The organism is Pseudoalteromonas sp. ND6B (genome assembly GCF_000764215.1).
Classification (GTDB): Bacteria; Pseudomonadota; Gammaproteobacteria; order Enterobacterales; family Alteromonadaceae; genus Pseudoalteromonas; species Pseudoalteromonas tetraodonis.
This window is the reverse complement of the sequence record NZ_JQFL01000080.1, coordinates 26,040-38,680: the sequence shown is the minus strand read 5'-3', so window position 1 is coordinate 38,680 and position 12,641 is coordinate 26,040. Positions and strand designations below refer to the sequence as shown.

Annotated in this window: 14 protein-coding genes; 1 reads left to right on the top strand and 13 read right to left on the bottom strand. The window is 40.8% G+C overall.

The window, feature by feature from the left end:
• Nucleotides 1-45: 45 nt before the first annotated feature.
• The gene (locus ND6B_RS01795; protein WP_033104265.1) at nucleotides 46-927 is read right to left on the bottom strand and encodes a TIGR03899 family protein; all 882 of its coding nucleotides are present in this window, start codon (nucleotides 925-927) and stop codon (nucleotides 46-48) included.
• Nucleotides 896-1,444: an SRPBCC family protein gene (locus ND6B_RS01800; RefSeq protein ID WP_033104264.1), complete on the bottom strand. Its 549-nt coding sequence runs from the start codon at nucleotides 1,442-1,444 to the stop codon at nucleotides 896-898. Before ND6B_RS01800 ends, ND6B_RS01795 begins: the two co-directional genes overlap by 32 nt.
• Nucleotides 1,445-1,733: 289 nt before the next feature.
• Between ND6B_RS01800 and ND6B_RS01805 the strand changes: the two genes are divergently transcribed.
• Nucleotides 1,734-3,917 carry a YgiQ family radical SAM protein gene (locus tag ND6B_RS01805; protein ID WP_033104263.1) on the top strand — a complete coding sequence of 728 codons (2,184 nt, stop codon included), beginning with the start codon at nucleotides 1,734-1,736 and terminating at the stop codon, nucleotides 3,915-3,917.
• Between the two features lie 87 nt (nucleotides 3,918-4,004).
• Here ND6B_RS01805 and mgtE read toward each other — a convergent pair whose 3' ends face one another.
• The 11 genes from mgtE to ND6B_RS01860 all read right to left on the bottom strand — a co-directional run bounded on the left by mgtE (nucleotide 4,005) and on the right by ND6B_RS01860 (nucleotide 12,638).
• On the bottom strand, nucleotides 4,005-5,363 hold the full coding sequence (gene mgtE / locus ND6B_RS01810; RefSeq protein WP_024601347.1) for a magnesium transporter: 1,359 nt from the start codon (nucleotides 5,361-5,363) through the stop codon (nucleotides 4,005-4,007).
• A gap of 139 nt (nucleotides 5,364-5,502) precedes the next feature.
• On the bottom strand, nucleotides 5,503-5,775 hold the full coding sequence (locus tag ND6B_RS01815) for an HPr family phosphocarrier protein (protein ID WP_013463979.1): 273 nt from the start codon (nucleotides 5,773-5,775) through the stop codon (nucleotides 5,503-5,505).
• Nucleotides 5,776-5,799: 24 nt separating this feature from the next.
• The gene (gene rapZ, locus ND6B_RS01820) at nucleotides 5,800-6,642 is read right to left on the bottom strand and encodes an RNase adapter RapZ (RefSeq protein WP_010390558.1); all 843 of its coding nucleotides are present in this window, start codon (nucleotides 6,640-6,642) and stop codon (nucleotides 5,800-5,802) included.
• Between the two features lie 19 nt (nucleotides 6,643-6,661).
• On the bottom strand, nucleotides 6,662-7,114 hold the full coding sequence (gene ptsN / locus ND6B_RS01825) for a PTS IIA-like nitrogen regulatory protein PtsN (protein ID WP_033104262.1): 453 nt from the start codon (nucleotides 7,112-7,114) through the stop codon (nucleotides 6,662-6,664).
• A gap of 4 nt (nucleotides 7,115-7,118) precedes the next feature.
• A complete protein-coding gene (hpf, locus tag ND6B_RS01830; RefSeq protein WP_010390562.1) occupies nucleotides 7,119-7,406 on the bottom strand; it encodes a ribosome hibernation promoting factor in 288 nt (95 codons plus the stop codon).
• A gap of 26 nt (nucleotides 7,407-7,432) precedes the next feature.
• Nucleotides 7,433-8,932, bottom strand: coding sequence for an RNA polymerase factor sigma-54 (locus ND6B_RS01835; protein ID WP_024601344.1), 1,500 nt, complete (start codon nucleotides 8,930-8,932; stop codon nucleotides 7,433-7,435).
• Between the two features lie 380 nt (nucleotides 8,933-9,312).
• On the bottom strand, nucleotides 9,313-10,038 hold the full coding sequence (lptB, locus tag ND6B_RS01840; protein ID WP_013463982.1) for an LPS export ABC transporter ATP-binding protein: 726 nt from the start codon (nucleotides 10,036-10,038) through the stop codon (nucleotides 9,313-9,315).
• Nucleotides 10,035-10,574 (bottom strand): lipopolysaccharide transport periplasmic protein LptA, encoded by a 540-nt coding sequence (gene lptA, locus ND6B_RS01845; protein ID WP_033104261.1) that lies wholly within the window; start codon nucleotides 10,572-10,574, stop codon nucleotides 10,035-10,037. The genes lptB and lptA overlap by 4 nt, the downstream gene beginning before the upstream one ends.
• A complete protein-coding gene (gene lptC, locus ND6B_RS01850) occupies nucleotides 10,564-11,118 on the bottom strand; it encodes an LPS export ABC transporter periplasmic protein LptC (protein WP_024601343.1) in 555 nt (184 codons plus the stop codon). The genes lptA and lptC overlap by 11 nt, the downstream gene beginning before the upstream one ends.
• Complete coding sequence (gene kdsC / locus ND6B_RS01855) at nucleotides 11,115-11,666, bottom strand: 3-deoxy-manno-octulosonate-8-phosphatase KdsC (RefSeq protein ID WP_013463985.1); 552 nt, start codon at nucleotides 11,664-11,666, stop codon at nucleotides 11,115-11,117. Before kdsC ends, lptC begins: the two co-directional genes overlap by 4 nt.
• The gene (locus ND6B_RS01860) at nucleotides 11,667-12,638 is read right to left on the bottom strand and encodes a KpsF/GutQ family sugar-phosphate isomerase (RefSeq protein WP_016900276.1); all 972 of its coding nucleotides are present in this window, start codon (nucleotides 12,636-12,638) and stop codon (nucleotides 11,667-11,669) included.
• Nucleotides 12,639-12,641 lie beyond the last annotated feature (3 nt).

Below are 12,641 nucleotides of genomic sequence, written 5' to 3'. Positions count from 1 at the left end.
TTTTAAAAGCTAACACACGCTTTTATTATTAGTCATCTCTGTTTGCTATTTTAAAGAATGCCAAACTAATTCAAATTCCCCTTCAAATGCTGAACCAATTAACTGTTTGTACACCTTGTTAATTGGGTAGTTCATTAATCTAAATAGTTCATCACCTGTTTGAGTAAACTTATAATAGCTAAGCACTAAATCGTTACTTTTTGCTTTTAAGATTAGTTTTTGTGATAAAAAGGATAGGGTGAACTCTTGTCCTACTTTTAATGCCGCTGACTCTATTTCTTTACGATACAGCAAGTTTAAATCCATTAAAGTTAGTACGTCTGGAAAGCTCACGCCGCTTTTACCTATGCTTAATGACACTTTATTGCCTTTACCTAGTAAATCAAATAATGAGGGTTTTTTGTAATACCCCAAGAATATTAGGTGGCTGCTATCCTTTTCGTTATACCCAGAAATAGACACGCACTTTCTTAATGAATCGGCTTCGCGCTGGGTCATGTGCTTAAGTGTTTGTAAACTTTTAATAGAAAAAGTACCTGGGCTAATGGTTTCGCCAGTAAAAATTTTTGCCCACAACACTTGCATAGATTGATTTGAGGTATCTTCACATAAGGCTATAAAGTGCTCCACCCAATCAGCATCGGGCTGCTTAGCGCAAGCAACATCAGGACAAAACTCCATTGCTAAGGCTAAAATAGTCTCAATATTTTGTTGCTGTTTAATCAGTAGTAAGTCTTGTCGTTTTTGAGCACGCGCTAAAATTGAATGCTCGCTATTAATACTATAAAGCGATTTGGCTTTACCTTGAGGATTATAGGTTTTTTCATCAATGGCAGGCGTATTGCTCACTTTTGTGACCGAGTAACCTAGCAGTGACTCAATAATATTGGCAAGTTTAATCCTGGCTTGTGCGGTTTTGACTGTCATGGCTTTCCATTATTGCTTGTGCATCACTGAGTTGAGCGACCGTTTTTAGGTTATTTAATCCTAGGGTCACTATATTACCTAATATATTTTCAGCAAATATAGCAACGTACCCAGAAATAAGCGGCATCGTTGCTTGTCCTTCTATATGCCACGTGACGGTTTTTGTGTGCGGGCTAAATAGCAATTTGCTAGTGATAATATGCTCTTGATTAAATAACACACTAAATACAACTTCATTATCGCTTAATGACGATATTGTCATTTCGCCATTGCCCCATTTACCTTCCCAAGATTGGTAGGCTCCTGCGCCAGAGCTCGGTTCTCCAATATTAAACTTAATATTAGGGTCTATTTGTTGCCACGGCGACCATTTATACCACTGGGTAAAGTCCTCCACTAATGACTTTATTACGGGAGCGCGTGCATTAATTTTTATACTTTTTTGCACATGATAATTTTGTGGTAACAATAATCCAACGACAACAAAAACCAGAAGCAATATGATTGAAAACTGCATTATTTTTTTAAGTAGTTTAATAGGTATTCCTCATCTATTTTAATTTACAGCGTCTATCAATTATTAATTATTTAATAGTTTAACGAAGTCACGGTTGCTTTTGATCTATTTTATCTACCTTGTATTATTCCAAAAGCAGACATTAGCCGTAATAAGTTTAGATGATTTATTAGTTTTAGTAATGCCATAAAGGTAAACAATTTTTAATCAGCGCTTTCATTTTGTGCTATATCAACGGGGATGTCGATAGGGTATAATTCGCGCCTTTTGTTATTGAACGGCCAATTTTATGAGCACATTAAAAGCTGAACGCGCCTTATTCTCATACCCCAAGTATTGGGCTGAGTGTTATGGCACAGCTCCATTTTTACCAACAACACGCGAAGAAATGGACGCGCTTGGCTGGGATAGCTGCGATATTATTATTATTAGCGGTGATGCTTATGTAGACCATCCTAGTTTTGGGATGGCCGTAATTGGCCGAGTGCTAGAAGCGCAAGGTTTTAGAGTGGGTATTATTGCTCAACCAGATTGGAACTCTAAAGATGCGTTTATGGCATTGGGTAAGCCTAACTTATTTTTTGGTATTACAGCCGGTAATATGGACTCGATGATCAATCGTTACACCGCTGAAAAACGAATGCGCCATGATGACGCATACACACCAGGAAATGTCGGTGGTAAACGCCCAGATCGCGCAGTGATCATTTATTCACAACGCTGTCGTGAAGCCTACAAAGATGTGCCATTAGTGTTAGGGGGCATTGAAGCCAGTCTGCGCCGTATTGCTCATTATGATTACTGGCAAGAAAAAGTACGTCGTAGCGTATTATTTGACGCTAAAGGCGATATTTTAATTTATGGTAATGCCGAACGCCCGTTAGTTGAAGTAGCGCATCGTATCGCTGCCGGTGAAACCATCGATACCATACAGGATGTTAGAGGCACGGCAGTTATTCGTAAAGAGCCTTTACCTGGTTGGCGTGGCAGTGACTCAACAGCCATTGATAAAATTGGTAAAATAGACCCTATTCCTAATCCTTATGGCGCGGATGATGTGGGCTGTGCTAAATCAGAATTTAAGCAAGCCGGCATCGATTTACAAGCAGAAGCTGCAAAACCAATTACCATCCAGCCTGCTCGTCCTAAGCCGTGGGAAAAAACTTACGTTAAACTGCCGGCATTTGAGCAGGTTAGCGTTAATAAGCCTTTGTATGCCCATGCATCACGTATTTTACATCAAGAAACCAACCCAGGTTGTGCAAGGGCGTTATTTCAGCGTCATGGCGATCGTTCTATTTGGGTGAATCCGCCGGCTTATCCGCTTGAAACTCAGGAAATGGATGACGTGTTTGGTTTACCTTACCAGCGTATACCACATCCAAGTTATGGCGATAATAAAATTCCCGCTTACGATATGATTAAAACGTCGGTAAATATTATGCGCGGCTGTTTTGGCGGCTGTTCGTTTTGTTCTATTACCGAGCATGAGGGGCGCATAATACAAAGCCGTTCTCAAGAATCGATTATCGAAGAAATTGAACAAATTAGAGATAAAGTGCCGGGCTTTACTGGGGTTATCTCTGATTTAGGTGGGCCAACTGCAAATATGTACAAACTGCGTTGTACCAGTAAAAAAGCAGAGAGTACGTGCCGTCGCTTGTCGTGTGTGTATCCTGATATTTGTAAGCATATGGATACCGATCACACACCCACTATCGACTTATATAAAAAGGCGCGTGAGGTTAAAGGGATCAAAAAGATCTTAATTGCTTCGGGCGTGCGTTATGACCTTGCAGTACGTGATCCTCGTTACGTTAAAGAGCTAGTAACCCATCATGTTGGTGGATATTTAAAAATAGCACCTGAACACACAGAAGATGGCCCATTATCAAAAATGATGAAACCAGGTATGGGCGCCTATGATGAATTTAAAGTGTTATTTGATAAGTACTCAAAAGAAGCGGGTAAAAAGCAGTATTTAATTCCATACTTTATTTCTGCTCACCCGGGGACTAAAGATGAAGACATGGTAAACATGGCTTTGTGGCTGAAATCGAATGATTTTAAGCTTGATCAGGTACAAAACTTTTATCCATCACCGATGGCCAACGCTACCACCATTTACCACACAGAAATGAACTCGCTTCGTAATATTAAAAATAATACTGAGCAAGTTGCTGTGCCTAAGGGAGCGCGTCAACGTCGTTTGCATAAAGCAATTTTACGCTATCACGATCCTGCCGGTTGGCCAATGATCCGCGAAGCCCTGCGTAACATGGGCAAAGCCAAGCTTATTGGTAAAGGACCTAACTGTTTAGTCCCTGAAGAAGGGCGAGATGAAAGACAAACCAAAGGCGGAAAAGGTAACAAGGGCGGTCGTCCTGCGCTGACTCGTCATACTGGCTTTAGCCAGTTTAAAAAAGCCAACACTAAACCTAAGGTAGGTGGTAATCGCCAACGCGCTAAGTAGCCTTAACTTATGTAAAGTAACTATCGGCTTAAACAAAAACACCGCGTATTGATGCGGTGTTTTTGTTTAAAAACGTTTATAAAAAGATTAAATCAATAACCAAGTCGCAGTACCTAAGAAGGCAAATATACCAACAATATCAGTTACCGTGGTTAGTACCACACTGCCTGCAAGTGCTGGATCTATTTTCATTTTTTTAAGCAATAGTGGGATACTAGCACCCGCAATACCTGCTGCAACTAAATTCATAAACATAGCAAACGCTAAAACACCACCGAGTTTGAAATCCCATTGCCAAAGCGCAACAACACCGGCAATTAGGATAGACCAAACCATACCGTTAATCGCACCGATAGCGAGTTCTTTTAATAATAAAAAACGTTGGTTAGTTTGGTTGATATGACCCACCGCGATACCGCGAATAACCAAAGTTAAGGTTTGGCTGCCTGCAACCCCACCCATTGACGGGACAATGCCATTGAGCACAGCAAGAATTGGTAATATAGCTAAGGTGTTTTCAAAAAAGCTCGCCACAATTGCAGCCAGCAATGCAGTTAGTAAGTTTACACCCAGCCAAATTGAGCGCTTTTTAGAGCTTTTCAACACAGGTGCAAAGGTATCTTCTTCATCATCTAAACCCGCTAAACCCAGTAAACTGTGCTCAGCGTCTTCACGAATAACATCAACGATATCATCAATGGTGATCCGCCCAAGCAAGTGTGCGTTGTCATCAACAACCGGTGCCGATATCCAGTTATGACGCTCAAACAATTGTGCAACTTCGCTCTCATCCATTGAAATAGGAATAGACTCACAGTCTTCATCCATTAAATCATGAACAATTTTTTCAGGGGGGTTGGTTAATAAAGTGCTCAGCGATAGGGCGCCTAAAAAGCAGTTATTTTCATCAACCACATATAAGTCATCTGTACCCTCAGGTAATTCGCCGCGTAAGCGAATATAACGCAGTACCACATCTAGAGTCACATCGGGGCGAATAGTAACGGTATCTATATTCATCAATGCGCCAGCAGAGCGCTCTTGATACGATAAAGCCTGCGTTGCACGTTCTCTATCTTGAATATCCATAGCGCTAACAACATCTTTATAAACGGTGTCAGGTAGGCTACGTAGTACTTCCCCTAAGTCATCATGGCCCATGTCTTCGGTTGCGGCAGCAATGTGCTCGGGTGCCATTTGCGCAATAATGCCCAAACGTACATCTTCAGACAGCTCTTCAAGCACATCACCTTGTACATCAGGATCAACAAGCTGCCAGAGCATACGGCGAATTTTATGCGGGGATGATTCTAAAAGAAGTGCGGTATCACAAGGCGCCGTTTTTGCCAGCATGCGTCTAACTTGAACAAATTGACCACTATTTAGTGACTTAGTCACCTGTTTTAGTTGTTGTAGTGGAATATCTTGTTCTAAAGCTTCAGGCATTGGCGTCCTTAATTAAATTGTATTACATGCTGGAAGGGTATAAATGCTATTCAATTTTAGTTTATCTTACTTTATGTGAGCAAACTAACTCAACCACTATTAACCTAAGCTTAGGATGATGAATTAATAATGAACTTTTTTATTCTTGCTCATTAAATCGTTGGTCGATGAGTTCACCTATTGCGCTAAGTGCAGGCTCAGCGTCGGGGCCTTCGCATACCACCTTAACTTCTTTGCCTTGGCTGCTTTCGAGTAACATAAGTGCCAGCACGCTATCGCCAGCGGCTTGTTTGTCATCTTGAAATAAAGTGATTGTGGCATCAAATTGCACAGAAAGCTGAGCTAGTACTGTCGCCGCTCTAGCGTGTAATCCTAATTTGTTTTTTATTAAAAATGTATTTTCTAAGCGCATGACATGTTCTCGCAAGCTTTGATTTTATTCTTGTTCTCGGTGGCGAATTTTTACATTAGGATGACTCATTGCAAAGCTTTCGCCAATGGTTTGCGCTAAATAAACAGAGCGGTGTTGCCCACCTGTGCAGCCAATTGCAATGGTTAAGTAGCTGCGGTTATTTCGTTCTAAATGCGGCAGCCATGTTTGCACAAATGTTTGAATTTGCCATGTAAATTTTTGCACTATGCTGTGACTTGCTAGGTAGTCTTTTACTGGTTGATCCAGCCCCGTAAGTGGCTTAAGTTCAGGCTCCCAATGCGGGTTTGGTAAAAAACGGGCATCGAATACGTAATCTGCTTCTTTAGGGATGCCGTGTTTGAAACCAAATGACTCAAAGGTAATGATCAGTTGTTTATCTTTTTTTCCGAGTATTTTTTCACGAATAGATTCAGCAAGCTGATGCACACTTAAATCTGTGGTATCAATCATATAATCAGCACGATTAATCAATACATCAAGCAGTTGTTTTTCTTTTTTTATGGCTAAATCAAGCGGCAAAGAATCAATAGATAAAGGGTGGAGACGCCGTGTTTCTGAAAAACGTTTAATTAAGGTTTGATCGTCACTGTCTAAATAAAACACCGTTGGCTTAGTGAAACCAGGTAAATATTCAATGATTTCATTAAACTGTTGCTGCTCTTTAGGTAAATTACGCACATCAACACTTACGGCTATTTTGTTGTAGCTGTCGGAAACACTACGAACAAGAGATGGCAATAAATTTAAAGGAATATTATCTACACAATAATAACCTAAATCCTCAACAACACGCAGCGCAACAGATTTACCAGAACCTGAGCGACCACTTATAATTATTAATTCCATTTATCACCCTTAATTGTTACTACGGTTGACTTACAATTACTTGATACAGCTCATTGTCGGATTTTGCTGCTCGTAATTGCTTACAAAATTCTTTATCATTGAGCTTATCAGCAATCGTGGCTAGCGTCTTCAAATGCTGCTGATTATCGCCATCGGGAACAATTAACGCGACAAAAATGTCAACCGGCCGGTTATCAATCGCATCAAAATTAATAGCTGTTTCGCTCACTAAAATCAAAGCAAGGGGCTCTTGAGCTCCACTCATGCGACCATGTGGAATAGCAATGCCTCGGCCAATGCCTGTACTTCCAAGCTTTTCTCTTGCAGTTAATGCATTAAGAATATCTTGTTGTGTTAAATAGGGCAGCTTATTGTGAGCCAATTCACTGATAAATTCTAAAATTCTTTTTTTACTATTAAAAAGGACCGCAGCTTTACTGCAGTCCTGACAGATAAGTGAGCTTAGTTTCATAGTGTTAGTGTCGAGCAAGTTTCTCTTTGTGTTTAATTACTTGACGATCTAGCTTGTCAATGAGCGAGTCTATAGCGGCATACATATCTTGATGCTCAGTAGAGGCAAAAATCTCAGCGCCACTTACATGAACGGTTGCTTCAGCTTTTTGGTTTAGTTTTTCTACATCGAGAATAACGTGCACATTCGTTATGTGATCAGTGTGCCTCTGTAACTTCGAAAATTTACTATTTACGTAGTCTCTAAGCGAGTCGGTAATATCTACATGGCGACCAGTTAAATTCAGTTGCATAAACATTTTCCTCTTTGTTGTACGCCTTAAATCAAACTTTTACGTTGATTAGACGGGGGAATAGCTAGAGATTCGCGATATTTTGCTATAGTTCTCCTCGCTACTTTAATTCCTTGCTCTGCCAATATATCTGCAATTTTACTATCACTCAATGGTTTAGCTGAGTTTTCTGCAGCGATTAATTTTTTAATTAATGCACGTATTGCTGTTGATGAACATTCGCCACCATTTTCAGTACTTACATGGCTTGAAAAGAAATATTTAAGCTCAAAAATGCCACGTGGTGTATGCATGTATTTTTGCGTAGTAACACGCGATATAGTCGACTCATGCATTTCCACCATTTCAGCCACATCGTTAAGCACCATAGGCTTCATAGCCTCAGGACCGTGTTCAAAAAAGGCCTGTTGCTGTTGCACAATACAGTTGGTTACTTTAAGTAGCGTGTCATTTCTACTTTCTAAGCTTTTTATAAACCATTTAGCCTCTTGTAAGTGCGAGCGAATAAACTGGCTATCACCACTTGATTTAACCGTACGCGACATAGCTGCATATTGGCTATTTACTCTGATCTTAGGCATGCTATCTGGGTTTAATTCAACTACCCAACGACCTTTAACTTTCTTAACCGACACATCAGGAATAACGTATTCAGACTCTTCTCTAACAATAGTGTCTGCCGGTTTTGGGCTGAGCGTATGAATCAACGTCATGATTTCTTTAAGCTCATCTTCTTTAAGCTTTGTTTTTTTCATCAACGTGCGATAGTCACGTGCAGCAAGTAAATCAATATGATCGGTTAAGATCATTTTTGTTTCGTTTAAAAAAGGTGTGTCTTTATCAAATTGATTTAGCTGAATACACAAGCACTCTTGTAAACTACGCGCGGCTATTCCCACTGGATCAAATAGTTGAATACGCTTTAGTACCGCTTCTATTTCGTCAAGTTCAACTTCATCTTCGCCGTCGTTTTCTTGGTTAAAGCTTTCTAATATTTCTTCACAGCTAAGGGTTAGAATCCCTGAGTCGTCCACAGCTTCTACAATTGCAATAGCTATCGCTTCATCGGTAGGACTAAACGGCGTCAGTTGAAGTTGCCACATTAAATACTCATGCAGCGTTTCAGTCGAAGAGCCTTGATAAATAGATTCATCTTCTGGCATTGGGCCCGATGAAGAGGCAGGCGCAGCGCTCATATATTCATCCCAAGTAACATCCATAGCCATATCATCGCTAATGGTGTCTTTGGTCATTGCTTCGCCGCTATCTTGCTCATACTCGCTAGGTTTATCGTCAGCTGAGGCACTTAGCGTTAAGTCATCGTTATCGGCTTTTTGTTCGTTTTTACCTGCAGTGTCTTCGCTGTAATCGTGTTCTTCAACTTCAAGCAAGGGGTTGCTATCGAGCGCTTCTTGAATTTCTTGCTGGAGATCCAATGTACTGAGTTGCAATAAGCGAATTGCTTGTTGCAACTGTGGAGTCATTGTAAGTTGCTGGCCCATGCGCAGCTGTAATGATTGCCTCATTTATCTCTAACAATCCTTTTAAATTACGGTCTGTTGACCTTTACGGATTAAAATTTGTTCAAACTAGGGGCGGTTTAATTGCGGCGCGAGGTTTGTAACCTAGTGGGCTAAGTCAAAACCGAGCAAAGCTTCCGCGTCCTGCTCACGCTCCTTACCTACATCCATGTAGGCAACAAAGAGTAAATCGTCCCTAGGCAGAACCCGAAGGGCAGCGCCTGTTTGGCATTGATGCTGCGTTATCGCCTATTTATGGGGAATACCACACCACATAGGCTCTGCCTTGCCTAAATACCAAACAGACTGCTGCAAATTCAACCTTGAAAGGTCAACAGACTAAGTATGATTAATCTTAGCAGATGCTTAGTGGAATAACACACATATTAGAGCTTGAACTGCTCGCCCAAATAAACATCGCGTACTGTTTTATCGTTTAATACGTATTCAGGAGTGCCTGATGCAATTAACTCCCCATGAGAAACTATGTAGGCTTTTTCACAAACATCAAGTGTTTCGCGCACGTTATGGTCTGTAATAAGTACGCCAATGCCACGGTTTTTAAGATGCTCTATAATCTTTTTAATATCTAATACTGAGATAGGATCAACCCCCGCAAAGGGTTCGTCTAAAAGGATAAATTTAGGGTTTGCTGCTAATGCTCGCGCAATTTCAACGCGGCGACGTTCACCACCTGATAAGGCCATACCTTGGCTGTCACGAATATGCTGAATGCTAAATTCATCAAGTAAATTATTTAAGGTATCTTCGCGTTGTTGTTTGTTTAATTCTTTACGTGTTTCTAAGATAGCCATTAAGTTTTGATAAACAGTCAGCTTTCTAAAAATAGACGACTCTTGCGGTAGATAACCAATCCCTAAACGCGCTCGGCTGTGCATCGGTAATAAAGTAATATCTTTATCATCAATTGATATTTTGCCTTTATCACTAGGGACAAGGCCTACAATCATATAAAAAGTGGTGGTTTTACCTGCACCATTAGGGCCAAGTAACCCCACAATACTGCCAGCTTCAACCTCTAGGCCAACGTTTTTTACAACTTCACGACCTTTGTAGCTTTTAGCTAATAGCTCTGCTTTTAATGTGCTCATGGTTGGCCTTTATCATCTTCTTTTTTATTTTCAACAGGCACTAAAATAGTGTGTACACGGTCTGTTGAGTTTTCGTCTTTTTCTGCGCTAATTAACTGCTGCTCGATATCGTAAGTGATACTTTTAGCTGTTATTTTTTGACCTGCTTGAGCAATGCTTGCATCGCCGATTAAGGTTAAAAAACGCAGCGACACATCGTAACGCACTTCATTCGCACTGGCGCTCATTATGGTGCCATCGGCTTGTGTTTCTTCAAAATATGCAGGGCTGCCTGTGGCAATTAATAACTGTTTGTTATCGCCTAGGTCATCGCGTTTATGCACTTCTAAACGGTCAGCTGTGATACGGCGATTACCATGAATAATTTCAACATTTTTCTCAAAAATGCCTACGTTTTCTTTTAATTGACCTTCCTGCCTGTCAGCACTAATTGAGATTTGATTAGCCGCAGGAGCTTCAGTGGTTTCCTCTGCATGGCTATGAAATGCAATCAGTAATGAAGGAACAATTAGAATTTTAAATAGGTTATTGGTCATAATATAGGGTTCGCGTATGGTTAATAAGTTTAATCACCTCGGTTTTTAAATCGGCCTCAAGGCCTTTACCTGTGATTTTTAAATTAGGTCCTGTAATAACGACAGGCTGCTGTGATTGCATGGTTAATAGTTTTATATCAACATTGATGGTCTGGGCGGTGATCGTATCGATCATGGCGTTATCTACTAAGTTTTGAGCGGTTACATTACCCTCTAACACCAGTTGACGGTCGTCGTATAGGGTGGCTTCATCGGCGTTAATACGCCATGTTTGCTGCTCGTTGTATAAAGTGAATATAGGCTTTTCAAAAAAGGTAAAACCGAGTTGTTGATACAACTCCATTTTTACCGCAGTTACCTTATGGCTCACTTTACCTTGTTCATTATAAGCCGTTTGTTTTAGCTCAATAGCGGTATAATCAGGCTTAGCAATAACTTGTGTTTCTTCGCTTGCAGTAATATCAACCTTAGTAAAATAAGGATACCAGAGCCAAACCATACAGCTTATGAATAAAACGCTCAGTATAATGCGCGCTACATTCATGAACTCGTTCCTTGGCTAGTTAATGGCTTGTTATTTTCGAGCATAAGTAAGTCTGTCAGCTCTCTTACCGCACCAAAACCGCCGGGCAGTTGGGTTACATAATGTGATAAACGTTTAATAAGTGGATGAGCATCGTTTACGGCAACCGCAAAACCGACTTGCTCCATTACTGGCATGTCTGGGCCATCATCACCTATATAAGCAATTTGCTCATCGCTAAGCGCTAATTTTTGTTTTAATTCTTGATAGGCTATGAGCTTGTCTTCTTGGCCTTGATATATATGTTGTACGGTTAAACTGCTCATTCGCTGCTGCACTATATGAGAATGGCGCCCAGTGATTACGGCGACTTCAAAACCGCTGTTAATCAGGGCTTTGATACCAAATCCGTCTTTGGTGTTAAATGCTTTGAGTTCTTCACCTTGGTTTCCAAGATAAATACGTCCATCAGAAAATACACCATCAATATCACAAATTAATAGCTTTACTTTTTTTGCGCGCGCCTTTGCATCATCACTTAGCGGTTGATAGAGATCTTCAAATTGCATTTATAGCACTCCGGCTTTAAGTAAGTCTTGCATATTTAGTGCGCCAATCGGTTGATTATGCTCATTAATTACAATTAAACCATTAATACGTTTTTGTTCCATAATATTTAACGCTTCAGCCGCGAGCATCTCTTGGGTGGCTGTAGTACACGACTTGGTCATCACAACATTAATTTCAGTGCTATGAATGTCAATACGTTGCTCTAAAATACGGCGTAAATCGCCATCGGTAAACAGGCCTGATAATTGCTGGTCACTATCAACAATAGCGGTCATGCCGAGTCCTTTGGCCGACATTTCAATTAAGGCATCTTTAATCGTTTGCGTCTCGTTAATGATAGGCGTATCAGCACCACTGTGCATAACATCTTTAAGAGTTAAGAGTAATCGCTTGCCTAAGCTACCACCAGGGTGCGATAGTGCAAAATCATCAGCAGTAAAGCCGCGTGCTTCTAATAATGCCACCGCCATGGCATCACCCATAGCGAGTGTGGCAGTGGTACTTGCAGTAGGTGCTAAGCCCAATGAGCAGGCTTCTTGTTCAACTTTAATACACACATGCACATTTGCCAATGTTGCCATGGTTGAGCCTTGGTTGCCTGTCATGGCAATCATTTTGGCACCAATGCGCTTTAATACTGGAATAATATTAAGTACTTCGCTGGTTTCACCAGAGTTTGAAATGAGGATAACCACGTCATTTGCTGTGATCATTCCTAAATCACCATGGCTTGCTTCACCCGGGTGAACAAAAAATGCGGGGCTGCCGGTACTGGCAAGAGTGGCGGCTATTTTGTTACCAATATGGCCTGATTTACCCATGCCAATAACAATAATACGACCTGAGCAGTCATACATTAATTGACAGGCTTGGTTAAAGCTTTCATTAACGTATTGTGTAATATCGCTGAGTGCTTGGCGTTCAATCTCTAGAACACGTAACCCTTGTTGAATAAAGTTTAGCGTTGCCATGGG